At 69.2% G+C, this 23,283-nt stretch carries 20 protein-coding genes; 11 read left to right on the plus strand and 9 right to left on the minus strand.

Annotated elements, in window-relative coordinates; translation table 11 throughout:
• Position 1 precedes the first annotated feature (1 nt).
• A complete protein-coding gene (locus ACIP79_RS08410) occupies positions 2-670 on the minus strand; it encodes a TetR family transcriptional regulator (RefSeq protein ID WP_401221025.1) in 669 nt (222 codons plus the stop codon).
• A gap of 324 nt (positions 671-994) precedes the next feature.
• Between ACIP79_RS08410 and ACIP79_RS08415 the strand changes: the two genes are divergently transcribed.
• The 3 genes from ACIP79_RS08415 to ACIP79_RS08425 are packed head-to-tail and all read left to right on the plus strand — an operon-like array spanning position 995 to position 4,153.
• Positions 995-2,365: an extracellular solute-binding protein gene (locus tag ACIP79_RS08415; protein ID WP_401222077.1), complete on the plus strand. Its 1,371-nt coding sequence runs from the start codon at positions 995-997 to the stop codon at positions 2,363-2,365.
• Positions 2,362-3,294: a carbohydrate ABC transporter permease gene (locus ACIP79_RS08420; RefSeq protein WP_401221028.1), complete on the plus strand. Its 933-nt coding sequence runs from the start codon at positions 2,362-2,364 to the stop codon at positions 3,292-3,294. The genes ACIP79_RS08415 and ACIP79_RS08420 overlap by 4 nt, the downstream gene beginning before the upstream one ends.
• Position 3,295: 1 nt before the next feature.
• Complete coding sequence (locus tag ACIP79_RS08425) at positions 3,296-4,153, plus strand: carbohydrate ABC transporter permease (RefSeq protein ID WP_401221031.1); 858 nt, start codon at positions 3,296-3,298, stop codon at positions 4,151-4,153.
• A gap of 86 nt (positions 4,154-4,239) precedes the next feature.
• On the opposite strand, the gene ACIP79_RS08430 is transcribed toward ACIP79_RS08425, so the two are convergent.
• Positions 4,240-4,578, minus strand: coding sequence for a PRC-barrel domain containing protein (locus tag ACIP79_RS08430; protein ID WP_401222079.1), 339 nt, complete (start codon positions 4,576-4,578; stop codon positions 4,240-4,242).
• A gap of 431 nt (positions 4,579-5,009) precedes the next feature.
• Between ACIP79_RS08430 and ACIP79_RS08435 the strand changes: the two genes are divergently transcribed.
• From ACIP79_RS08435 to ACIP79_RS08450, 4 genes are all read left to right on the plus strand, one after another.
• Positions 5,010-6,188, plus strand: a complete 1,179-nt coding sequence (locus ACIP79_RS08435; protein ID WP_401222081.1) for a phosphatidylserine/phosphatidylglycerophosphate/cardiolipin synthase family protein — start codon at positions 5,010-5,012, stop codon at positions 6,186-6,188.
• A gap of 139 nt (positions 6,189-6,327) precedes the next feature.
• Positions 6,328-6,570 (plus strand): DUF6411 family protein, encoded by a 243-nt coding sequence (locus tag ACIP79_RS08440; RefSeq protein ID WP_401221034.1) that lies wholly within the window; start codon positions 6,328-6,330, stop codon positions 6,568-6,570.
• A 6-nt stretch (positions 6,571-6,576) separates the two neighbouring features.
• Positions 6,577-7,683, plus strand: coding sequence for a polyphosphate kinase 2 (ppk2, locus tag ACIP79_RS08445; RefSeq protein ID WP_401221037.1), 1,107 nt, complete (start codon positions 6,577-6,579; stop codon positions 7,681-7,683).
• Positions 7,684-8,168: 485 nt separating this feature from the next.
• Positions 8,169-8,798, plus strand: coding sequence for a helix-turn-helix domain-containing protein (locus tag ACIP79_RS08450; RefSeq protein ID WP_401222083.1), 630 nt, complete (start codon positions 8,169-8,171; stop codon positions 8,796-8,798).
• A gap of 101 nt (positions 8,799-8,899) precedes the next feature.
• Here the strand turns inward: ACIP79_RS08450 and ACIP79_RS08455 are convergent, their stop codons facing one another.
• Complete coding sequence (locus ACIP79_RS08455) at positions 8,900-9,928, minus strand: ATP-dependent 6-phosphofructokinase (RefSeq protein WP_401221040.1); 1,029 nt, start codon at positions 9,926-9,928, stop codon at positions 8,900-8,902.
• A 251-nt stretch (positions 9,929-10,179) separates the two neighbouring features.
• Between ACIP79_RS08455 and pta the strand changes: the two genes are divergently transcribed.
• The 3 genes from pta to pyk all read left to right on the plus strand — a co-directional run bounded on the left by pta (position 10,180) and on the right by pyk (position 15,085).
• Entirely contained in the window at positions 10,180-12,270 is a 2,091-nt protein-coding gene (gene pta / locus ACIP79_RS08460; RefSeq protein ID WP_401221043.1) for a phosphate acetyltransferase, read from the plus strand.
• A gap of 26 nt (positions 12,271-12,296) precedes the next feature.
• On the plus strand, positions 12,297-13,556 hold the full coding sequence (locus tag ACIP79_RS08465; RefSeq protein ID WP_401222085.1) for an acetate kinase: 1,260 nt from the start codon (positions 12,297-12,299) through the stop codon (positions 13,554-13,556).
• Positions 13,557-13,651: 95 nt separating this feature from the next.
• Positions 13,652-15,085, plus strand: a complete 1,434-nt coding sequence (gene pyk / locus ACIP79_RS08470) for a pyruvate kinase (RefSeq protein ID WP_401221046.1) — start codon at positions 13,652-13,654, stop codon at positions 15,083-15,085.
• A gap of 79 nt (positions 15,086-15,164) precedes the next feature.
• On the opposite strand, the gene ACIP79_RS08475 is transcribed toward pyk, so the two are convergent.
• The 5 genes from ACIP79_RS08475 to ACIP79_RS08495 form a co-directional block, all read right to left on the minus strand.
• Positions 15,165-15,818: a hypothetical protein gene (locus ACIP79_RS08475; protein WP_401221048.1), complete on the minus strand. Its 654-nt coding sequence runs from the start codon at positions 15,816-15,818 to the stop codon at positions 15,165-15,167.
• Between the two features lie 419 nt (positions 15,819-16,237).
• Positions 16,238-17,539: a hypothetical protein gene (locus ACIP79_RS08480; protein ID WP_401221051.1), complete on the minus strand. Its 1,302-nt coding sequence runs from the start codon at positions 17,537-17,539 to the stop codon at positions 16,238-16,240.
• The gene (locus ACIP79_RS08485; protein WP_401221054.1) at positions 17,529-18,122 is read right to left on the minus strand and encodes a DUF6114 domain-containing protein; all 594 of its coding nucleotides are present in this window, start codon (positions 18,120-18,122) and stop codon (positions 17,529-17,531) included. Before ACIP79_RS08485 ends, ACIP79_RS08480 begins: the two co-directional genes overlap by 11 nt.
• Before the next feature lie 182 nt (positions 18,123-18,304).
• Complete coding sequence (locus tag ACIP79_RS08490; protein ID WP_383683097.1) at positions 18,305-18,955, minus strand: DUF6230 family protein; 651 nt, start codon at positions 18,953-18,955, stop codon at positions 18,305-18,307.
• 647 nt (positions 18,956-19,602) lie between these two features.
• Positions 19,603-20,589, minus strand: a complete 987-nt coding sequence (locus ACIP79_RS08495) for a tetratricopeptide repeat protein (protein ID WP_401221058.1) — start codon at positions 20,587-20,589, stop codon at positions 19,603-19,605.
• A gap of 256 nt (positions 20,590-20,845) precedes the next feature.
• On the opposite strand from ACIP79_RS08495, the gene ACIP79_RS08500 reads away from it, so the two are divergent.
• Positions 20,846-21,466, plus strand: a complete 621-nt coding sequence (locus tag ACIP79_RS08500; RefSeq protein WP_401221060.1) for a TetR/AcrR family transcriptional regulator — start codon at positions 20,846-20,848, stop codon at positions 21,464-21,466.
• 76 nt (positions 21,467-21,542) lie between these two features.
• Here the strand turns inward: ACIP79_RS08500 and ACIP79_RS08505 are convergent, their stop codons facing one another.
• Positions 21,543-23,243: a methylmalonyl-CoA mutase gene (locus tag ACIP79_RS08505; protein ID WP_401221063.1), complete on the minus strand. Its 1,701-nt coding sequence runs from the start codon at positions 23,241-23,243 to the stop codon at positions 21,543-21,545.
• Positions 23,244-23,283: the final 40 nt, after the last annotated feature.

The raw sequence follows: 23,283 nt of genomic DNA on the forward strand, positions 1-23,283 counted from the left end.
ATCACTTCCTGGTCGTGCTGGTTTCCGTGTGGGAGGCCGCGAGTGCCGCCTCTCCCATCAGGGCGTCGTAGGCCCGCTCCACGAGGGAGGCGAGGTCCGCTGCGGCGTCCGGTTCGTGGTCGCGGCCCGATGTGCCGCGCGCCCAGATCCGCAGGGCGGCACTGAGCACTCCGGCCGCGGCGTCGACGACGACGGCCGGGCGCATGTCCGAGCCGCCTTCTTCGAGGCCGAGCCGGCCGGCGATGATCCGGACCGAGTCCTCCTGGGCGTCGACCCGGATGCGCTCGTAGGCGGCGAACAGCGCGGGCTCGGCGTCCACCAGCGCGAGCAACCGCCTCACGCGCGGGCGCAGATGCGTGGCGGGGTTCTCCTGGTCGGCGAGCCAGTCGCCGACGGCCCTGCGGTAGGCGAGGAGCGGGGGTTCGGCGCCGGGGCGGTCGCGCAGCATGGCGTTGATACGGTCCCCGTCCTCGCGGACGAAGTCGAGTGCCGCGTCCTCCTTGCCCACGAAGTAGCGGCTGAAGGTGCGGCGGGTGACGTCGGCACGCTCCGCGATCGCGGCGACGGTGACGGCGTCGAGACCGCTCTCGAGGATCAGGTCGAGGGCGGCTGCCGCCAGCGCGTTCCGCGTCTGCCGGGCCTTGCGCTGCCTGCGGTCTTCGACGTCCATGCTCTCGACGGTACACCCGAATGTCCCATCGGGACATCACAGAGTGTGTGCGGTTCCCGGCGGCGGCCGAACGGCCGGAGCGAGGGCCACGAGGTCCGCCGGACCGCCCCCGGCGGCCGAAAACAGCGCATGCCGAGCGACCCGCGCACCGGTCGCCGCCGCGGCCAAAGCCCCTGCGGTGACGCCCTGTTCGGACACGGTGGCGTCTCCTCCCCCTCCGTCGACGCCAAGACGCTGCAAGGTCATTGACCTGACATACTCCGGCCTCTTACCTTCACCGGGCAGACAATCTCGGCCACCAACGACGTCGGCCCGCAGGAGGTCCTGCCCGTGCGCCCCACCGCCGCCCCACTTCTCCTCGTCACCCTGCTCACCGCCACCACGCTCACCGCGTGCGGATCGGGATCCGGGAGCGATCCGGACACCGTGAAGGTCTCGTTCAAGCAGTCCACGGACAACTCGGTCAAGGTGATGGACACCTACCTGGCCGACATGAAGAAGCAGTTCGAGAAGGCGAACCCGGGCAAGAAGGTCGAGCTCGTCCCGATCAAGGCCCCGGACTCCGAGTACTACACGAAGCTCCAGCAGATGCTCCGGTCCCCCAAGACCGCCCCCGACCTGGTCTATGAGGACACCTTCCTCATCAACTCGGACATCACCAGCGGGTACTTGAAGCCACTCGATGAATACCTCGCCAAGTGGGCGGACTGGGACCAGTTCATCGACACGGCCAAGACGGCGGCCAAGGCGCAGGACGGGAAGACGTACGGCGTTCCGGACGGGACGGACACCCGGGGGCTCTGGTTCGACAAGGGGATCTTCAAGAAGGCGGGCCTGCCCGAGGACTGGCAGCCGAAAACCTGGGACGAGGTCCTGGACGCGGCCCGTGCGATCAAGGAGAAGGTCCCCGGCGTCACGCCCCTGAACATCTACACGGGCAAGCCCGCGGGTGAGGCCGCCACCATGCAGGGCTTCGAGATGCTGCTGTACGGCACGGGCGACGGTTCCTCGGATCCCCTGTACGACACCGCGTCCAAGAAGTGGATCGCCGGCAGCCAGGCCTTCAAGGACTCCCTCGGCTTCGTGGAGACGGTGTTCAAGGAGAAGCTGGGCCCGGAGGTCTCCGACGCCCTCGACCCGAACATCGCGACGACGGTGCGGGGCGAGCTGCTGCCCGAGGGCAAGCTCGGCATCAACCTGGACGGCAGCTGGCTCCCGCAGGACTGGCTGGAGGGCGCGGGCCACGCCTGGCCCGAGTGGTCGCGGAAGCTCGGGCTCGCGTACATGCCGACGCAGAACGGCCAGGCCCCCGGCAAGGTCAGCATGTCGGGCGGCTGGACCTGGGCCGTCCCGGCGAAGGCGTCCAACCCGGACCTGGCCTTCAAGTTCATCGAGACGATGCAGACCAAGGCGAACGCCCAGAAGTGGTACATCGCCAACTCCGGTATCGCGGTGCGCGAGGACGTCGCGTCCGACCCCGCGTACGTGGAGGCGCAGCCCGGCATCAAGTTCTTCACGGATCTCGTCGCGAGCACGCACTACCGGCCCGCGTACCCGGCGTACCCGAAGGTCTCGACCGCCATCCAGGAGGCCATGGAGGGGGTGACGACCGGTGACAGCTCGGTCGACGAGGCCGCGAGCGGTTACGACGAGGAGTTGAAGACGGCCACCGACGACCAAGTGATCACCAAGTGAGCGTCGGCACGCGGACGGCACCCCAGGTCCGTACCCCGGACCCGAAGGTCGCCGCCCCGCGCCGGGGCAGCCTCCGCCGCTCCCTCCTGCGGGCACTCCCCGTCTCCCCCGCCGCCGTCCTGCTGCTCCTCTTCCTCGCGGGCCCGATCGGCTACTGCGCCTACATCGCCTTCACAGACCTTCAGTTGACGGGTCAGGCGTCCTCCTCGTTCGTCGGCCTCGACAACTTCCGGGCGGCGTTCCAGGACGAGGCCTTCCTCAACGCGGTCTGGCTGACACTGGTGTTCACGGTGCTGTCGTCGCTGGTCGGGCAGAACACGCTCGGCCTGGCGCTGGCCGCGCTGATGCAGCGGGCGTCGAAGCCGGTGCGGACGGTGGTCGGCGGCATCGTTGTCACGGCCTGGGTGCTGCCCGAGGTGGTCGCGGGCTTCCTGCTGTACGCCTTCTTCCGGCGCGAGGGAACTCTGAACGCCGTCCTCGACTGGCTCCATCTCCCCTCCCAGAACTGGCTGTTCACGCTGCCGATCCTGGCGGTGTCGTTCGCGAACGTGTGGCGGGGGACGGCCTTCTCGATGCTCGTCTACTCGGCCGCGCTGAACGAGATCCCCAAGGAGATCACGGAGGCGGCGGAGGTCGACGGGGCGGGCGGCTGGCGGCGGATGTGGCACATCACGCTGCCGATGATCCGCCGGTCGATCGGCACGAACCTGATGCTCAACACCCTGCAGACACTCTCGGTGTTCGGGCTGATCTGGGTGATGACCCGGGGCGGGCCGAGCGGCAAGAGCCAGACCCTGCCGCTGTTCATGTACGAGCAGGCCTTCCAGAAGAGCATGATCGGGTACGGGACGGCGGTGGCGTTGTTGCTCCTGGTGGTCGGCTCACTGTTCTCGGTCGTGTACATGCGGCTGCTGCGGACGGAGGTCTGAGATGGGGGTCCAGCTCGTCCGTACGCCCCTCAGGTCCCGGCGCCGCTCCACCCGGCGGCTGGCCGCGGACGCCGGACTCCTCGTGCTGGCCGCCGCGTTCGCGCTGCCGCTGGCCTGGGTGGTCCTGTCCGCGCTCGATCCGGACGCGGGTCTGCGGGTCCAGCTTCCGGACAGTCTCACGCTGGACAACTTCGACGCGGTCCTGAAGCCGGACATCACCTTCACACCCCTGCTCAACAGCCTGGTCCTGTGCGGCGGCGGAACACTGCTGACGGTGGTGTGCTCGACGCTGGCCGCCTATCCGCTGTCGCGTTTCCGTTCGCGGCTGAACCGGCCGTTCCTGCTGACCATCCTGTTCGCGACGAGCCTGCCGATCACGGCGATCATGGTGCCGGTGTACGCACTGTTCGTGCAGGTGAACCTGATCGACACCGTGCAGGGCACGATCTTCTTCTTCGCCGCCTCCCAACTCCCCTTCGCCATCTGGCTGATGAAGAACTTCATGGACGGCGTGCCGAAGGAGCTGGAGGAGGCGGCCTGGACGGACGGCGCGTCCTCGCTCCAGTCGCTGATACGGATCGTGCTCCCCCTGATGGGACCGGGAGTGGCCGTGGTCACGGTCTTCTCGTTCGTGATGATGTGGGGCAACTTCTTCGTCCCGTTCATGCTGCTGCTGACCCCGGACCAGATGCCGGCGTCGGTGAGCATCAACGACTTCTTCGGAAACCGCGGCACCGTCGTCTACGGCCAGCTGGCCGCGTTCTCGATCATCTACTCGACGCCGGTGATCCTGCTGTACGTGCTGGTGGCCAGGCGGCTGGGCGGAGGGTTCGCGCTGGGCGGCGCCGTCAAGGGCTGAGCGGCGCCCCGGAGAACCGGAAGCGGCGCCGGCCGGCCCCCTCGGGGGCCGGCCGGCGCCGCGTACGCGTGGCGTCCGATCAGATGTCAGACGGGCGGGGTGCCGTAGTAGCCACCGACCTGCTCGTGGTAGCCGGAGTCCCCGGTGTGCTTGTCCTTGTCGAACTCCGGAGAGTTCTTGATCTCTTCCTTCGTACGGCCGACGTGGACCTTCTTCTCGGTGGTGTCCACGCTGGTGATGGTGCCGGCCGGCAGCAGCACGTGCTTGCCGAAGATCCAGACACCGGTGTCGACGACGATGTAGGCGGAGCCGACCTCCTCGGAGTGCTTGTCGACCTTGCCGATGTGGCCGTCGGTCGCCTCCACCTTGAAGCCCGTCAGGTCCAGGCCCGCCTGGTGACCCGACGTCGGCTGGTAACCCCACATGTCCGTCACGATAAATCCCTTCGTTCAGCTGTACAGAAATACCCCGGACGCTTGTAGGCTCCGGTGTTTTCGCTGACGGGAGGCGGGTTCCCGATACGGTCACCGCCATGCACACAAAATCTGATGGAATTTGCCGCGATCTCCCCGAGCGGCACATTGCCAGACCTTTTCGGCCATGGCCCATCAGCCCGTCAAACAGCTCCCACCAGCGGTTCGAGTGACTCTAATCACTCCCGCCACCGGCGAGAACCACGATTATCGACTTCCGATGACCAGGTGCCCCGCCGTCGAAAGATCACGCTCGGCGATTCGCGGGTTTGATTTTTCCGATCGGGGATATAGGGTTCGCCGTTCCTCATTTGACTGCTCTTGCTTTTCGAACCACAGGGAGAGTTGTGACCAGTACGTGCAGTGAGTCCGAAGAGGCCGCGGTGACGGCCGCGCGGCCGTCGGCGGCGGAGCGGAAACAACGGCTGCGCCGCCGTCTGGAGCGGCTGATCGGCATCGCCGCCACGGAAGGCAACTCCCTGCGGGCGCTGCGCAACGGTGACGAGATCTTCGCGGCGATGCTGGAGAGCATCCGCGGCGCCGAGCACACCGTGGACATGATGACGTTCGTGTACTGGCGCGGCGAGATAGCCCGCCAGTTCGCGACCGCGCTCGCCGATCGGGCGCGGGCCGGCGTACGGGTGCGACTGCTCCTCGACGGCTTCGGCAGCCGGCTGATCGAGCAGGACCTGCTGGACCTGATGGAACAGGCCGGCGCCGAGGTGGCGTGGTTCCGCAAGCCCCTGTACCTCTCCCCGCTCAAGCAGAACCACCGCTGCCACCGCAAGGTGCTGGTGGTGGACGAGGAGACGGCGTACACCGGCGGGGTGGGCATCGCCGAGGAGTGGTGCGGTGACGCCCGTAACGAACAGGAGTGGCGCGACACCCACGTCCAGGTGCGCGGCCCGGCGGTGGACGGCATCGCCGCCGCCTTCGCGCAGAACTGGGCCGAGTGCCACGACACCCTCTTCGACAAGCGCGACCGCTTCACCGATCACTCGTCGACGGGCAGTTCCGTGGTCCAGGTCGTGCGCGGTTCGGCCAGCCTCGGCTGGCAGGACATGCAGACCCTGCTGCGGGTGGTGATCGAGTCCGCCGAGGAGCGACTCCGGCTGGCCACCGCCTACTTCGCCCCGGACACGTACTTCGTCGACCTGCTGTGCGCGGCGGCCCGGCGCGGTGTCGAGGTGGAGATCCTGCTGCCGGGACCGCACACGGACAAGCGCGTCTGCCAGTTGGCGGGCCAGGCCTTCTACGAGGACCTGCTCGCCTGCGGAGTGCGCATCTTCCACTACCAGCCGACGATGATGCACGCCAAGGTCATCACCGTCGACAAGGTCGCCGCCCTGATCGGCTCCACGAACCTCAACCGCCGCTCCCTCGACCACGACGAGGAGGTCATGCTCGCCGTCCTGGACGAGGACTTCACCGCCACCCTCGACCAGCACTACGACGAGGATCTGCGGGCCAGCGAACGCATCGAGGAAGGCCGCTGGAAGCGGCGCTCCGCCGCGCAGCGCATGTGGGAGACGTCCGTGTACCCCATCCGCCGGTTCCTGTAGGCGAGCACCGCCCGACCGGACATACCTGCACCCCACACGTACCCGGGGAGCGGACATCGGTCGCCCGAAGGCCCACATGAGGACGCTGTCTCGGGGCACTCGTCCACCGTCAGAGTCCGACAAGTCGTAGGAGCAACCCGTGGTGATCGCAGCCGTTGTTGGCGTATGTGTGGTCCTGGCCGTGCTGGCCTTCTTCGTCCCCCGTCTCTCCCGCCACCCCGAGCGCGGTACCCAGCGTTCGCTCGGCGCCGGGGCCCGGGCCGGCGGCAAGGCTCCCGGCATCCTGGGCAAGCTGTTCAGCAAGCCCTTCCACAGCAGCTCGCGCGCCGTCGGCCGCAGCGGCTCGGCGGGCCGCCGCACCCGCGGCCGTATGCCCTTCTGATCCCGGATGAACAGCACCGAGGGGGACACGGTCGAGGACGACGGCCCCGAGGACGACGGCCCCGAAGGCGAAGGCCCCGAGGACGAGATCCCCGCGGAGGAAGGTCCCGAGGACGAAGATCTCGCGGGGGACGGTCCCGAGGACCAGGCCCTCGCGGGAGAGGGTCTCGACGGTGAGCGGCTGCTGGACGGTCTGACCGTGGACCACAGCCGCCGCGAGCAGCCGATCGTCCTGGACAAGGACGGCCGCCCCACCAAGACCTGGCGCGAGAACCACCCCTACGACCGCAAGGTCAGCCGCAGGCAGTACGAGCAGAGCAAACGCGTTCTCCAGATCGAGATGCTCAAGCTGCAGCGGTGGGTCAAGAGCACCGGCGCGCGGGTGGTCGTCGTCTGCGAAGGGCGCGACGCGGCCGGCAAGGGCGGCACCATCCAGCGCTTCACCGAGCGGCTCAACCCCCGCGGTGCGCGGGTGGTCGCCCTGGACAAGCCCAATGACCGGGAACGCGGTCAGTGGTACTTCCAGCGGTACATCGCGCACCTGCCGACGGCGGGAGAGATCGTCTTCTTCGACCGCTCCTGGTACAACCGGGTCGGCGTGGAGCGGGTGATGGGCTACTGCTCGAAGGACGAGTACGAGCTGTTCTTCAGCCAGTGCCCGGACTTCGAGCGGATGCTCGTCAACGACGGCGTCCTGCTGGTGAAGTTCTGGTTCTCGGTGTCCCGTTCCGAGCAGCGCACCCGCTTCGCCATCCGGCAGGTCGACCCGGTACGCCAGTGGAAGCTCTCCCCCACCGACCTCGCGTCGCTGGACCTGTGGGACGACTACACCGAGGCGAAGGTCGACATGTTCCGCGCGACCGACACCGAGCACGCCCCCTGGACCGTGGTGAAGAGCAACGACAAGCGCCGCGCCCGGCTGGAGGCCATGCGCAGTCTGCTCTCGCGGGTCGACTACGACAACAAGGACGTCGAGGCTGTGGGCACCCCGGACCCGCTGATCGTCGGCGCCGCCGATACCCTGCTCGAACCCGGCGAGGAGGACACAGCGCTCTCCCCCACGCCGCTGTCCCCACGCACCAAGGGCCCCGGCAACCACCCTGAGAACGCCTGACACAGAGCGCGATCCGGCCCGGGAAGAGCTCACGGCCGGATCGCGCCGAAGTTCTCCCGCGCACGCGGCGCACGCGCACCCGGGCGCCGTCGGCCGGCACGGGGTCACGGAGGGCCCGGAGAGGGCTCGGCACATGCCGCCGGGGCGGCACACTGGCGGGAGAACCGGCGGCGTACACCCGCCGACCCGGCGCGCATATGCCCTTCCACCTTGCCCTTCAGGCGACCGCCGCCCTTCCGCGCGGCGGGCACGCGCGGTTCCGGCGGCCTACTTACCGTAAGGTCCGCGCGTCAAGGGGTGATCGCCCGCCGACGCGATCCGACGGCTGAAACCGTATGTTCCTACAATCTGTGATTGTGGCCGAACAGACCGTAGTCACCACATCTCCCGGCCCATACTTTGACCGCGTGCACCGACCGCAGGCCCACCAGCCCACTCCGCCCTTCAACGCCCCGGCCGCCCGCAGACTGCGGGCAGCGCTTGGAATGGGGCCCGAGCACGTCGCGTACGGGATGCGAGCCTCGTACGGCCTCCCCTACGTCACCCCGGACCTGGTCGCCGCCTGGGAGCGCGGGCTCGCCGAGCCGAGCGCGCCCGAACTCACCGCGCTCGCGGGCGTGTTGTGGTGCTCGCAGGGTGACCTCATCGGATCGCCGAGGACCCTGCGCGAGCACCGTGTCGCCCGCGGTCTCGCCACCGAGGACGTCGCCCGCGCCGTCGGCCTCGAACTCCTCGCCTACCAGCGGATGGAGGAGGCCGGTGAGTGGCGCGGCAACGAACGGCAGGCGTCCGCGCTCGCCGAGATCCTCGAACTCTCCCTGCCCGACTTCATCACGGTGACCGGGCGCGACGACAAGCTCGCGGAGCTGCTGCGCAGCGCGGTGACGACGCGCTGGCAGGCGTACGTGCGGCCGGTCGGCAAGACGGTGCCCCTGGACCGGCGTCTCCTGGAGAACGTCCTGGAGGAGATGCACACCGACTACCAGGGGCAGATGATGGCTTCGCTGAGCTGGGGCGAGGGTCCGGCCGCGTCCGAAGCCGGGGAGGCGGGCCGGGACTTCCTGGACGGGATCGTCGGCCAGTTCTGGTCGATGGTCCAGCGAAGCACGTACTGAAGTCCGGGCCTCGGCGGGACACCGCGTCGGCTGGAGACGTACCGACCACGGCCGGCGACGCTCCGGCCACGCCGGTCCCCTCCCCCAGAACACCGGCTCCGCTAGAACACCGACTCCGCCTCGTCCATCCGGTCCTTCGGCACCGTCTTCAGCTCGGCGGTCGCGTCCGCCAGCGGCACCATCTCGATGTCGGTGCCGCGCAGCGCCGTCATCCGGCCGAAGTCGCCGCGGTGGGCGGCGTCGACGGCGTGCCAGCCGAAGCGGGTGGCGAGCACGCGGTCGTACGCGGTCGGCGTGCCGCCGCGCTGGATGTGGCCGAGGATGACCGGCTTGGCCTCCTTGCCGAGGCGCCGCTCCAGCTCGAACGCGAGGGCCGTGCCGATGCCCTGGAAGCGCTCGTGGCCGAACTTGTCGATCGCGCCGTGGCCGTAGTCCATGCTCGCCTCGACCGGGTGCGCGCCCTCGGCGACGCAGATGACGGCGAACTTCTTGCCGCGCGCGAAGCGTTCCTCGACCATCGCCACCAGGTCGGCCGGGTCGAAGGGGCGCTCCGGCAGGCAGATGCCGTGCGCGCCCGCCGCCATGCCGGACTCCAGGGCGATCCAGCCGGCGTGCCGGCCCATGACCTCGACCACCATCACGCGCTGGTGGGACTCGGCGGTCGTCTTCAGCCGGTCCATGGCCTCGGTGGCGACGCCGACCGCCGTGTCGAAGCCGAAGGTGCGGTCCGTGCCGGAGATGTCGTTGTCGATGGTCTTCGGGACGCCGACGACGGGGAGGCCGCCCGAGTCCGAGAGCATCCGGGCCGCGGTCAGCGTGCCCTCGCCGCCGATCGGGATGAGGACGTCGATACCGAACTCGCGGGCCATGTCCTGAGCGTTCTCGCAGGCCTCCCGGAGCCGGTCGCGCTGGAGCCGGGAGGAGCCGAGAATGGTGCCGCCGCGGGCGAGGATGCCGCTGACGGCGTCGAGGTCGAGAGTGCGGTAGCGGCCTTCGAGCAGGCCTGCGTAGCCGTCCTCGAAGCCGACGACCTCGTCCCCGAAGTTGGTGACCGCTCGGTGCACGACCGACCGGATCACTGCGTTCAGGCCAGGACAGTCGCCGCCTGCGGTGAGAACTCCGATACGCATCGTGCTGTGTCTCCTGCTCGCTGCTGGTTCGTGTGAGCCGGTGCGATTCTTTCACGCCGCGAGAGCCGTCGCCGCTTCCGCACGCCCGACCAGGACCTTCGGTCTGGCGGGCGTCCTAGCTACCCACAGAGGTATTGTCAAGAGGGTTCCACTCACCTTACTGGGCTATTTCACCGAGCCCCGAAAACACCGCCGGAACCGCTGAGAACAGTCTCCCGACGAAGACGTAAACAGACGGATGGAGAGCACGCGTGACGCGCAGCGTGTACGTGACCGGGATCGACCGCGGCGACGGCCGTCAGGTCGTCGAACTGGGAGTCATGGAACTCCTGACCCGGCAGGTCGACCGGGTGGGGGTGTTCCGTCCGCTGGTGCACGACGGTCCTGACCGGCTCTTCGAGCTGCTGCGCGCCCGCTACCGGCTCGCCCAGGACCCGGCGACGGTGTACGGCCTGGACTACCACGAGGCGTCCGCGCTCCAGGCCGAGCAGGGCACGGACGAGCTGGTCTCCACCCTGGTCGAGCGTTTCCACCGCGTCGCCCGTGACTACGACGTCGTCCTCGTCCTCGGCACGGACTTCGCCGACACCCAGTTCCCCGACGAACTGTCGCTCAACGCCCGCCTGGCGAACGAGTTCGGCGCGTCCGTCATCCCGGTCGTCGGCGGCCGGGGGCAGACCTCCGAGTCGGTGCTCGCCGAGACGCGCAACGCCTACCGCGCGTACGACGGACTCGGCTGCGACGTCCTCACGATGGTGGTGAACCGGGTCGCCCCCGCCGACCGCGCCGGGATACACGACCGGCTCGAAAGCCGTCTCCCGGTGCCCTGCTACGTCCTCCCGGACGAGCCCGCGCTCTCCGCGCCCACCGTCGCGCAGATCACCCAGGCCCTCGGCGGCACGGTGCTCCTGGGCGACGACGCGGGCCTCGCACGAGACGCGCTGGACTTCGTGTTCGGCGGCGCGATGCTGCCGACCTTCCTGAACGCCCTGACCCCCGGCTGCCTGGTCGTCACCCCCGGCGACCGCGCCGACCTGGTCATCGGCTCGCTCGCCGCGCACAGCGCGGGCACCCCGCCCATCGCCGGCGTGCTGCTCACCCTCGACGAGCGGCCCACCGAGGAGATCCTCACCCTCGCGGCCCGCCTCGCGCCCGGCACCCCGGTCGTCTCCGTGGCCGGCAACTCCTTCCCCACCGCCACCGAACTCTTCGGCATGGAAGGCAAGTTGAACGCCGCGACGCCGAGGAAGGCGGAGACGGCGCTCGGCCTCTTCGAGCGGTACGTGGACACGACCGACCTGCTCAAGCGCGTCTCCGCGCCGAGCAGCGACCGCCTCACGCCGATGATGTTCGAGCACAAGCTCCTGGAGCGGGCCCGCTCCGACAAGCGCCGCGTCGTGCTGCCCGAAGGCACCGAGGAACGGGTGCTGCACGCCGCCGAGGTACTGCTGCGCCGCGGCGTCTGCGACCTGACGCTGCTCGGCCCCGTCGACCGGATCCGCAAGACCGCCGCGGACCTCGGCATCGACCTGGGCGCCACCCAGCTGATCGACCCGGCCACCTCCGAGCTGCGCGACCGCTTCGCGGAGAGGTACGCCGAGCTGCGCGCGCACCGGGGCGTGAGCGTCGAGCTGGCGTACGACGTCGTCGCCGACGTGAACTACTTCGGGACGCTGATGGTGCAGGAGGGCCTCGCCGACGGCATGGTCTCGGGCTGCGTGCACTCCACCGCCGCCACCATCCGGCCCGCGTTCGAGATCATCAAGACCAAGCCGGACACCAAGATCGTGTCGTCCGTCTTCTTCATGTGCCTCGCCGACAAGGTCCTCGTCTACGGCGACTGCGCGGTCAACCCGGACCCGGACGCCGAGCAGCTCTGCGACATCGCCATCCAGTCGGCCGCCACCGCCGAGCAGTTCGGCGTCGCGGCCCGGATCGCGATGCTGTCGTACTCGACGGGCACGTCGGGGTCGGGCGCCGACGTCGACAAGGTGCGCGAGGCCACCGACCTGGTGCGACTGCGCCGGGCCGACCTGCGGATCGAGGGGCCGATCCAGTACGACGCGGCCGTCGAACCGTCCGTCGCGGCGACCAAGCTGCCGGACTCGGAGGTCGCCGGGCAGGCGTCCGTGCTGATCTTCCCGGACCTCAACACCGGCAACAACACCTACAAGGCCGTGCAGCGGTCGGCCGGCGCGATCGCCGTCGGGCCGGTCCTCCAGGGCCTGCGCAAGCCCGTCAACGACCTGTCCCGCGGCGCGCTCGTCCAGGACATCGTGAACACCGTCGCCATCACGGCGATCCAGGCCCAGAGCCCCGACCCGAAGGTGTCCCAGCCGTGAGCTCCCACCCGTCGCCCACCGCCGCCCTGCCCGACGAGCCGCGCCCGGCCCCTCTCGCTTCCCGCGTCCTCGTACTCAACTCCGGCTCCTCGTCGGTCAAGTACCAGCTCCTCGACATGCGCGACAGCAGCCGGCTGGCCATGGGGCTCGTCGAACGCATCGGCGACGAGACGAGCAGGCTCAAGCACACCCCGCTGCTCGGCGGCGCCCCCCGCGAGACCGTGGCGCCCATCGCCGACCACGCCGCCGCGCTCAAGGCCGTCGCCGAGGAGCTGACCAGGGACGGACTGGGCCTGGACTCCCCCGAACTGCTCGCGATCGGCCACCGGGTGGTGCACGGCGGCAAGTTCTTCACCGAGCCCACCGTCATCGACGACGCCGTGCTCGCCGAGATCGAGCGGCTGATCCCGGTGGCGCCGCTGCACAACCCGGCGAACCTCACCGGCATCCGTACCGCCCGCGCGCTGCGCCCCGACCTCCCCCAGGTCGCCGTCTTCGACACCGCGTTCCACACGACGATGCCGGAGTCCGCGGCGCGCTACGCGATCGACGTGAAGACGGCCGACGAGCACCGCATCCGCCGGTACGGGTTCCACGGCACGTCGCACGCGTACGTGTCCCGCGAGACCGCCAGACTGCTGGGCAGGGAGCCGGAGGAGGTGAACGTCATCGTGCTGCACCTCGGCAACGGGGCGTCGGCCTCCGCGGTGCGGGGCGGCCGGTGCGTGGAGACCTCGATGGGGCTCACGCCCCTGGAGGGGCTCGTGATGGGCACCCGCTCGGGCGACGTCGATCCGGCGGTCATCTTCCATTTGACGCGTGTTGGAGGATTGTCCATCGACGAGATCGACACTTTGCTCAACAAGAGGAGCGGCCTGATCGGCCTGTGCGGCGACAACGACATGCGCGAGATCCGCCGTCGTGTCGACGAGGGTGACGAGCAGGCCCGGCTCGCCTTCGACATCTACATCCACCGCCTGAAGAAGTACATCGGCGCCTACTACGCGGTCCTCGGCCGGGTGGACGCCGTCGCCTTCACCGCCGGAGTCGGGGAGAACGCCGCCCCGGTGCGGGAGGCGGCGATCGCGGGCCTGGAGGAGCTGGGCCTCGCGGTCGACGGCGACTTGAACGCCGTACGAGCGGACGGGCCGAGGCTCATCTCGCCGCAGTACGCGCGCGTGGCGGTCGCCGTGGTGCCGACGGACGAGGAACTGGAGATCGCAACACAGACGTACGCACTGGTGGGCGGTGCGGACGCCGGAGGGGCCGCCGAGGTCGACGCCTGAGACCTCGCGGGCCCACGCCTGAGCACGTACCCGCCCATTTGTATCTTCCACCAGACGGAATATTCCGTAGCGAAACAAACCGATAGGATCGCCCTATGCGCCGTTCGAAAATCGTCTGTACTCTCGGCCCCGCGGTCGACTCCCACGAGCAGCTCGTCGCGCTGATCGAGGCCGGCATGAACGTGGCCCGCTTCAACTTCAGCCACGGCACGCACGCCGAGCACCAGGGCCGGTACGACCGTGTCCGGGCCGCCTCGGCCGAGACCGGCAAGGCCATCGGCGTGCTCGCCGACCTCCAGGGTCCCAAGATCCGTCTGGAGACCTTCGCCGAGGGGCCCGTCGAGCTGGTGCGCGGTGACGAGTTCACCATCACCACCGAGGACGTTCCGGGCGACAAGTCGATCTGCGGCACGACCTACAAGGGCCTGCCCGGCGATGTCTCCAAGGGCGACCAGATCCTCATCAACGACGGCAACGTCGAGCTGCGGGTCGTCGAGGTCGAGGGCCCCCGGGTCAAGTCGATCGTCGTCGAGGGCGGCGTGATCTCCGACCACAAGGGCATCAACCTGCCCGGCACGGCGGTCAACGTGCCGGCGCTGTCCGACAAGGACGTCGAGGACCTGCGCTTCGCCCTCAACATGGGCTGCGACATGGTCGCCCTCTCCTTCGTCCGTGACGCCCACGACGTGAACGACGTCCACAAGGTGATGGACGAGGAGGGCCGCCGGGTCCCCGTCATCGCCAAGGTGGAGAAGCCGCAGGCGGTCGACAACATGGAGGGCGTCGTCGCGGCCTTCGACGCCGTCATGGTGGCCCGTGGCGACCTGGCCGTGGAGTACCCGCTGGAGCGGGTGCCGATGGTGCAGAAGCGTCTCGTCGAGCTGTGCCGCCGCAACGCCAAGCCGGTGATCGTCGCGACCCAGATGATGGAGTCGATGATCACCAACTCCCGCCCGACGCGCGCCGAGGCGTCGGACGTCGCCAACGCGATCCTGGACGGGGCGGACGCGGTCATGCTGTCCGCCGAGTCGTCCGTGGGCGCGTACCCGGTCGAGACGGTCAAGACGATGTCGAAGATCGTCGTGGCCGCGGAGGAGGAGCTCCTCTCCAAGGGCCTCCAGCCGCTCGTCCCCGGCAAGAAGCCGCGCACGCAGGGTGGTTCGGTCGCCCGCGCCGCCTGCGAGATCGCCGACTTCCTCGGCGGCAAGGGCCTGGTCGCCTTCACCAAGTCCGGCGACACCGCCCGCCGCCTCTCCCGCTACCGCGCCTCCCAGCCGATCCTGGCCTTCACCACGGACGAGGGCACCCGCAACCAGCTCACCCTGAGCTGGGGCGTCGAGTCCCACGTCGTCCCCTTCGTCCACAGCACCGACGAAATGATCGACCTCGTCGACCAGCAGCTCCGCTCGCTCAACGTCCTCAACGACGGCGACATCGTCGTCATGACCGCCGGCTCCCCTCCCGGCGTCCCGGGCACCACGAACATGGTCCGGGTCCACCACTTGGGCGAGAGCGCCCGCACGGCCTGATCGGCGGCGGTGCTTGTACGGCACTGAGGGCGCCCTCTGTTACAGGGGGCGCCCTCAGCTCGTGATCGGCCGGTGGACGTCAGTCCGGGTCGGGTACGGACTGGAGCGTCCCGTCGTCGACGACGAACTCGTTGTACCCGAACCGTTCGCCCAGCTCGTGGTAGCGGACGTATCGGGACTCGGTGACGGGAACCAGATAGGCCTTCATCCCGCGGCGGAAGAGCCGGAATCCGAGATCCGGGTCGACGTCGGTGACGACCTGCTCCAGAGCCGGCACCACGCCGGTGGCCGCACCGGCATCCTGCCGGGTGATCGCGGCTTCCAGATCAGGCGCGGCCGCCCGCAACTCCGCCAGTACGGCGTCCGTCAACTCCTTGTCCCGGACGGGCGCCAGAGGCGGAGCGGCGTACGACGCGTCATCCTGCCGGATCCGGTCGAGAGCGATCCCGATGATCCGGCGCAGCCAGTCGCGGCCGTCGGAGTCACCGGCGGCCACGTACCTGCGACCCGTCGCCACACCCCACGCCAGGTCGATCGTCTCGGCCTCAAGCAGGGAGTCCAGAAGCCGCCGTGCGTCCTCCATGAGCGTATGGGCGTAGATCCCGTCTCCCCAGTCGGCGGCGGCGACCACGAGTTCCGTCTCGGAAACCTCCGAACTCCAGGGCCCGTGGAACCACTTGCTGAGCCCACTGATGCCGAAGTCGACCCAGATCTCCTGCCTGTCGTACGGCATTGCCTCTCATCTCGAATATGCGGTGTAAACGATGTAGCCGGGCTTATGTGCAGACCTCTTCAACGTAACAGTCACCGAGTTGCCAGCCTGCCTGCGAAGCCTGGGAGGAGTCCGGCGCGGAGGACGAAGTCGATGAGAACGTCGCCGTCGTCACCGCCAGTGCGGCAGTCACGGCAACAGCGGCCGCGAAGATCACCGCCGGCGTACTGAGCGGTTGACGAGAGTGAACATGAGGTATTGCCCCTCACTGATGGGGCGAGCGGGGCGGCACACGCGCACTAAACAGAATTCACAGACACTTATAGATCAAGGAGTCGGCCGGAATCCCACCGCCGCTCATGACTGTGGCCCGGCCCCCGCGTGAGCGGAAAGGCCGGGCCACAGTACCTGTGCGGCTCCCGGATGGGTTCTGGGTGGGGTCAGTCGGTGACGGACTGGTGCATCCCCGGGATGGTGAGGGTTCCGCCGAACTGGCCCGCCTGGACGACCTTCACGTCGGTGAAGTAGATCAGGGGGATGTTCAGGGGCGGGGGTGTCTCCGGGTCGAACGTGATCGGGATGAGGCCGAACAGCTTGCCGGAGATGCTCTCGGTGTACATGACGGTGTCACCGTCACGGATGGTGGACGTCGTACCCTCGCCGGCCTGCACGTTGTACGTCTTGCCGGCGTTCTTGTCGATCACCCGCTGGTGCAGGTCGCCGATGTCGGTGCCGCCGGAGATCACGTACTTGAGGACCTTCTTGACCGTGCCGTTGGCGGTCTTGACCTTCACGATGCCCTGGTAGTCGGCACCCTTGAGCAGCAGCGAGCTGGCGTCGAGGTACCACGGGTCGTCGGGCAGGATCGCCGGGTTGTCGACGTTGCCCTCCTCGTCCGTGGAGATCGGGCAGTCCGCCGCGTCCGTGGTGGCACTCGCGGACGGGCTCGGGGACGAAGTCGCTTCGTCCGCCGCCTCCTTGGTCGCCTCCGCGGCGTCCTCGGCAGCCTTGGTCGCCGCGTCCGTGGCGTCCTTCACGGTGTCCTCGGCCGTCTCGGTGACCTCGTCGGTCTTGTCCGTGACGGTCTTCGGGGCGCCCTCGTCGGCGCTTTCCGAGGGGCTCGCGCTCGCGGAGGCGGAGGCCGACGGCGTGGGGGTGGCGCTCGCCGACTTGTCGGGCGTGAGGATGTCCTTGATGGCGTCGCCGATGCCCAGCGGGTCCAGCGGGTTGGTGGTGCTCTCGGAAGCCGAGGGAGTCGGCGTGGCCGTCTCGACGCCGCCGCCGTTGCTCTGGGCCGTCCTGGTCGCCGACGGGCTGGGCTCGGCCTCGTCGTCGGAACCTGAATCCGACGAAGGGGTCTCACCGGAACCCGAGGGAGCCGTGGCCGAAGGACTCGGCCCCTCGGCAGACTCGGAGGCACTGGCCGAAGCGGAGGCGGAGGGCGTCGGGCTGGTCGACGCGTCCGCGTCGTCCTTCGCCCCGTCCAGCAGCTCGACACACGCCTGGTACTCCTCGGCCGTGAGGCTCTTCGAGGTACTCGGCTGGTCGTCGGCGTTCGCGAGGGTCGGCGTGAAACCTATCCCCATGAGGACCGCGGTCGGCATCGCGGCGAAGGCTATCGCCTTGCCGGCGGGCATGTGGAACCTGGTGGCCAGCGGCTTCTTGGGGGCGGCGTGACGCGGCCCCGTTCTGATACGGGGCTGAGCCGCCGAGCCGCCCTGTGACACCTCGTCAGTCGGCACGGTACCCCCCGTGGCCACTGCCGTTGTCGGCCGGGGCGCTCTCGCTGTACGGCTGAACCGGCGTCGGCGCACCCCCGTCGGCGGGGCCCGCGATGGGCGCGGTCTCGGCGGGAGCGGTGTCGTCCTTCGCATGGCCCCCAGGACCGTGCTTCCGGGACCGCTTCGGCCTCGCACCCTCAGCCGACTCGTCTCTGGGCATCCAGGAGACGGAGAGGGCTCCGCCGATCAGCGAGAGCAGGAAGCCGATGATGAAGCCGCCGATGTTGGAGACCACCAGGGACACCAGTCCGAGGATGATCGCCGCGACACCGGCGAAGATGCGTGTCGCCTGCTGGAACCACATGGTCAGACCGAGCGTGATCAGCAGGACACCGATGATCAGAGAGCCGGCACCCGCGGTGGTCGCCATGGCGAGCGACATGTTGCCGAGCTTGAAGGTGGCGTACGGGAAGTAGGCGATCGGTACCCCGCCGAGCAGGGTGAACAGACCGGCCCAGAAAGGCCGGTTGCCCCGCCAGTCACGGAAGCGCAGACGCGCGCGGGTGAAGTGCCCGGCGCTCTGGACCGGAGTCTCGGCACTCATGGAAAAAAGCTCCCTGGGTCCGGTGGAAGTACGGACCGGCTCGGCCTTGGGGGTGGTGAAGCCGGAAGGTATGGGACGAAACGCCCGGTGCGGGCATGGGCGGGTGCGCGGGGCGGAGAAGCGAGGCTCCCCCGCCCCGTGGACGGCTCAGCCGCCCAATGGCACCACCGTGACGGAGACCGTCAGAAGCACTCCATCGAGGCGCTCGTACCGAGGCGCATCTTCAGGCCGCTGAGCTTGAACGTGCCGGCCGTGGTCGCCCAGGCCGTCTGCTCGACGCCCGTGAGGTCGGCCGACTCCGCCTGCTGGGCGAAGCCGCCCGGCAGAGAGGTGCCGTCCTCCTTCACAGGAGCGTTCCTGTTCTTGTCGATGTCCTTGACCGCAACACCGATGTCGATGTTCTTGAACGTCGCGTCGGCGTCGAGCTGGGCGACGTCGATGTAGAGGTTCTCGGCCTCGACCTTGTGCTTCGCGTCCGGACCGGCGTCGAGACGGAGGTAGATCGTCTTCCCTATGAGGGGAATCTCCGTCTTGACCGACTGGCACATGTTCGTGATCTGCGCGGTCTTGAACGACGAGATCGCGACGGGGCGAACCGTCTTGTTCTTGCCGTCGGTCGACGTGTAGCCACTGTCGATGCCGCCGTACTGGGCAAAGCCCTGGCCCTCGAGATGCCCGGCACTGACCTTGAACTCCTGGCCGGAAACGCTGAACGACGCGGCCAGCGCACCCTGCGCGAGCCCGACGCCGATCGCGGCGGCCGCGGCGACGCTGGGCACCATGACCACAGCGAAGCGCTTCCATCTCGTCCCGCCACGCACCTGGGACTCCATATTTCCTCCTTCTCGGACGTACATCTCCTGGCCCTGACTGCCCCGTAAATGCGGCCCAGCCGGGCAGGGATGGGAGAAGTGCTACGTCCTCGGGAAGGAGAGCGCCCGTACTCTTCAGGCGCTAACCGAGCCCGAATCGCTGGCGATCACCCCCGAGCGACAACCACTGGTCGCGCCTGACGCACATCACGCACAACCTGCTGGACAGGCTCCGCCTGACGGCGAAGACCCCCCTGCCCAAGGGACGGCGCCACTGCCGCCGTCCCTGCTCGGTGGGGACCCAGAAAACCCGTTGACCCGAGTGGCTGTCGGGGTATGGGGAATGGACCGAGCGTCGCCGATCGTGGTGCATTCTCGCCGCCCCCGCAAGGGGGTTCGTTACTCGCTAGTAACGGGCGGATAACCGATCAACGACCCGCCGGTATCGTTCGGCAACGCAGGGTGTCACCAAGGCCGGTGACAGGCTGGTTGATTCTCGGACAGAATCCGACAGATCAACGGCCCTGACTTACTCCAAGTAACAGCGGCCGCGATTACCAAGTTTTGGTAAAGCGCGGCCACTTCTCCCCCCAGCGGCACATCTTTCACCCCGGCATCACATGCCCAGGCGTTTAACAACAGGTCAACGGACCGGGTACAGCCACTGCTCAGAACAGGGCCCGCGCCAGCGCCCTGCGTGCGGCGATCACCCGCGGGTCGTCGGCGCCCACCACCTCGAAGAGCTCCAGCAGCCGCACCCGTACGGCGTCCCGGTCGGCGCCCGCGGTGCGCCGCACCGTGTCGGTGAGCCGCCCGAACGCGTCCTCGACATGCCCGCCCACAAGGTCCAGGTCGGCCGCGGCGATCTGCGCCTGCGCGTCATCCGGCCTCTCCGCGGCGTCCTTGCGCACCTGCTGCGGATCGGCGCCCGCCACCCGGTGCAGCAACTCGGCCTGCGCGAGACCCAGTTTCGCCTCGGTGTTGCCGGGGTCGTCACTGAGCACGTTCTTGTAGGCCTGTACGGCACCGCCGAAGTCGCCCGCGTCCAGCGCCTGTACGGCGGCCTCCAGGAGGGCGTCGTGCGGTCCGGCCGGCGGCTCGACGGCCTCGGCCGGGGTGCTCCCGGGCTCGGCGTCCGGGTCGACGACCAGGCCGGTCAGTCCGAAGCGCTCCTCGGCGACCTGTACGAGCTGGTCCAGGGTCCCGCGGATCTGGGCCTCCCCCGCCGCCCCCTGGAAGAGCGGCAGCGCCTGTCCGGCGACCACCGCGAAAACGGCCGGAATCCCCTGGATCCCGAACTGCTGCATCAGCATCTGATTGGCGTCGACGTCGACCTTGGCGAGGACGAAGCGTCCGTTGTACTCGACGGCCAGCCGCTCGAGCACGGGGCTCAGCTGCTTGCACGGCTCGCACCACTCGGCCCAGAAGTCGATGACGACCGGGACCTCGGTGGAGCGCTGGAGGACATCGCGCTCGAAGCCCGCCTCGTCTACGTCGATGACGAGGCCGGCCGGGGAGACTCCCCCGCTTCCGCCCCCGCCACCCTGCCTGGCCGCTTCGGCGCGCGCCTGCTCCGCCTTCGCCTTGGCCTCCTGGGCCGCCTTCACCGCGGCGAGGTCGACGACTCCGCTCATGGACATGTTCCGTGGCTGCATGAGTACATCTTCCCCCCTCCGTGCGCGCGCGTGAAAAGCGTTGGAAAAGCCGGACCGGTCATGTCCTGATCGATACTGCCGGGCGCCGGGTCCCCACCTGGCGCCAGTGCGGTTGTCGCCGCGTTCGAGCTTTCGCTACGGGTCGTAGCGTAACTGCCCGCGGCGGCCGTCGCGCACCCTTCCCCGGTGATCTCCCTCACGGCTGCACAGAACCGCCGTATACAAACGCGCCGACCGGCCGGATATGGTCACCGGCATGCAGAGTCGCACTTCAGCCGCCCGTACGGGGCGCCCGCGCAGCGCCGCCGCGGACGCGGCGATCCTGGAGGCGACCCGGGCGGTACTGGTCGAACTCGGCTGGTCGAAGCTGACGTTGGGGGACGTCGCGACCCGCGCCGGGGTCGCGAAGACGACGCTCTACCGGCGCTGGGCGGGAAAGAACGAACTCGTGGTCGACGCGGTCGCCGAGCTCTTCGACGAACTCGAACTCCCCGACCGCGGCACCCTCGCCGCCGACATCGAGGGCGTGGTCCTCCAGTTCGCGGCGATCCTGAGCCGCCCCGAGGCGAAGACGGCCCTGATGGCGGTGGTCGCGGAGTCCACCCGCGACGAACCCCTGCGCGAACGCATCCGCACCTCCATCGTCGACCGCCAGAAGCGCCTGGTCCTGGAGGGCCGGGCCCGCGCGCAACTCCGCGGCGAACTCCCCCCGGAGCGGGACCCGGACACGGCGACCCGCACGGTCGACCTCATCTTCGACATGGTCGCGGGCGCGGTGGTGCACCGCACCCTGGTCAGCGCGGAACCCGTGGACCCCGAATGGGCGGCCTCCTTCGCCCGGGTGCTGCTCCTCGGCCTGGCGGGAGCGGCGGCGTAGCCGGACACGCCGGGGCGACGGCTCCCCCGCGCGGTGGGAGCCGTTCCGCACGGCAGGGTCACGGTCCCGCGCCCCCTCAGAACCCCGGCGGCTCCGTGTACGTCCCCCACTCGTCCCGCAGCACGTCGCAGATCTCGCCCAGGGTCGCCTCGGCCCGCACCGCGTCCAGCATCGGCTCGATCATGTTGGAGCCGTCCCGGGCAGCCGTGAGCATGGCGGTCAGGGCGGCGCGTACGGCGGGCTCGTCGCGGGCGGTTCTGCGGGAGCCCAGGATCGCCACCTGGTCGCGCTCCACCTCGTGGCTGACCCGGAGGATCTCCAGGTCACCGGTGACGGAGCCGTGGTGGACGTTGACTCCCACGACCCGCTTGTCGCCCTTCTCCAGGGAGCGCTGGTACTGGAACGCGGACTCGGCGATCTCGCCGGTGAACCAGCCGTCCTCGATGCCCCGCAGGATTCCCGAGGTGATCGGACCGATCGGGTGCCGTCCGTCCGGGTGGGCGCGCAGCCCCCGCTCCCTGATCTCCTCGAAGATCCTCTCCGCGTCGGCCTCGATCCGGTCGGTGAGCTGCTCGACGTACCAGGAACCGCCCAGCGGGTCGGCCACGTTGGCGACGCCCGTCTCCTCCATCAGCACCTGCTGGGTGCGCAGGGCGATCTCCGCGGCCTGCTCCGAGGGCAGCGCCAGCGTCTCGTCCAGGGCGTTCGTGTGCAGCGAGTTGGTGCCGCCCAGGACCGCCGACAGCGCCTCCACCGCCGTACGGACCACGTTGTTGTACGGCTGCTGGGCGGTCAGTGAGACCCCGGCCGTCTGTGTGTGGAAGCGGAGCCACTGCGCCTTGTCGGAGGTGGCGCCGTACACGTCGCGCATCCAGCGGGCCCAGATCCGGCGCGCGGCGCGGAACTTGGCGATCTCCTCGAAGAAGTCGAGGTGCGCGTCGAAGAAGAAGCTCAGGCCGGGTGCGAAGACGTCCACGTCGAGTCCGCGGGACAGGCCGAGCTCGACGTACCCGAAACCGTCGGCGAGCGTGTAGGCCAGCTCCTGCGCGGCCGTGGAGCCGGCCTCCCGGATGTGGTAGCCGGAGACGGAAAGCGGTTTGTACGCGGGGATCCTGTCCGCGCAGTGCTCCATCAGGTCCCCGATGAGGCGCAGGTGCGGCTCGGGCTGGAAGAGCCACTCCTTCTGCGCGATGTACTCCTTGAAGATGTCGGTCTGGAGGGTGCCGTTGAGCAGCGCCGGGTCGACACCCTGCCGCTCGGCCGCGACCAGGTACATGCAGAAGACCGGGACCGCCGGGCCGCTGATCGTCATCGACGTCGTGACGTCGCCGAGCGGGATGTCCTGGAAGAGGACCTCCATGTCGGCCGCCGAGTCGATCGCCACCCCACAGTGCCCGACCTCGCCGAGCGAGCGCGGGTCGTCGGAGTCGCGCCCCATCAGGGTGGGCATGTCGAAGGCGACGGACAGGCCGCCGCCGCCGTTGGCGAGGATCTTCTTGTAGCGCTCGTTGGTCTGCTCGGCGTTCCCGAATCCGGCGAACTGCCGGATGGTCCAGGTGCGCCCTCGGTAGCCGGTCGGGTGGAGGCCGCGGGTGAAGGGGTACTCCCCCGGCCAGCCGATCCGCTCGAAGCCCTCGTACGTGTCTCCCGGCCGGGGCCCGTAGACCGGCTCCACGGGATCACCGGAGAGCGTGGTGAAGTCCGCCTCGCGCTTGCGGGCGGCGTCGTACCGGGCCTGCCAGCGTCGGCGGCCCTCTTCGATGGCGTCAGCGTCCATACCCTCGAATTTACTTGGACGTCCTAGTAAATGTCGATGG

It is taken from the genome of Streptomyces sp. NPDC088747, assembly GCF_044751025.1.
Classification (GTDB): Bacteria; Actinomycetota; Actinomycetes; order Streptomycetales; family Streptomycetaceae; genus Streptomyces.

What these genes read in the sequence shown, in the direction of transcription:
- ACIP79_RS08450 (WP_401222083.1), top strand. Translation starts at nt 8,169, where the DNA reads ATGGGGCCCGAGCACGTCGCGTACGGGATGCGAGCCTCGTACGGCCTC.
- ACIP79_RS08505 (WP_401221063.1), bottom strand. Translation starts at nt 23,243, where the DNA reads ATGGACGCTGACGCCATCGAAGAGGGCCGCCGACGCTGGCAGGCCCGG.
- ACIP79_RS08430 (WP_401222079.1), bottom strand. Translation starts at nt 4,578, where the DNA reads ATGTGGGGTTACCAGCCGACGTCGGGTCACCAGGCGGGCCTGGACCTG.
- ppk2 (WP_401221037.1), top strand. Translation starts at nt 6,577, where the DNA reads ATGAACAGCACCGAGGGGGACACGGTCGAGGACGACGGCCCCGAGGAC.
- ACIP79_RS08425 (WP_401221031.1), top strand. Translation starts at nt 3,296, where the DNA reads ATGGGGGTCCAGCTCGTCCGTACGCCCCTCAGGTCCCGGCGCCGCTCC.
- ACIP79_RS08455 (WP_401221040.1), bottom strand. Translation starts at nt 9,928, where the DNA reads ATGCGTATCGGAGTTCTCACCGCAGGCGGCGACTGTCCTGGCCTGAAC.
- ACIP79_RS08485 (WP_401221054.1), bottom strand. Translation starts at nt 18,122, where the DNA reads ATGAGTGCCGAGACTCCGGTCCAGAGCGCCGGGCACTTCACCCGCGCG.
- ACIP79_RS08410 (WP_401221025.1), bottom strand. Translation starts at nt 670, where the DNA reads ATGGACGTCGAAGACCGCAGGCAGCGCAAGGCCCGGCAGACGCGGAAC.
- pyk (WP_401221046.1), top strand. Translation starts at nt 13,652, where the DNA reads ATGCGCCGTTCGAAAATCGTCTGTACTCTCGGCCCCGCGGTCGACTCC.
- ACIP79_RS08500 (WP_401221060.1), top strand. Translation starts at nt 20,846, where the DNA reads ATGCAGAGTCGCACTTCAGCCGCCCGTACGGGGCGCCCGCGCAGCGCC.
- ACIP79_RS08475 (WP_401221048.1), bottom strand. Translation starts at nt 15,818, where the DNA reads ATGCCGTACGACAGGCAGGAGATCTGGGTCGACTTCGGCATCAGTGGG.
- ACIP79_RS08495 (WP_401221058.1), bottom strand. Translation starts at nt 20,589, where the DNA reads ATGCAGCCACGGAACATGTCCATGAGCGGAGTCGTCGACCTCGCCGCG.
- ACIP79_RS08490 (WP_383683097.1), bottom strand. Translation starts at nt 18,955, where the DNA reads ATGGAGTCCCAGGTGCGTGGCGGGACGAGATGGAAGCGCTTCGCTGTG.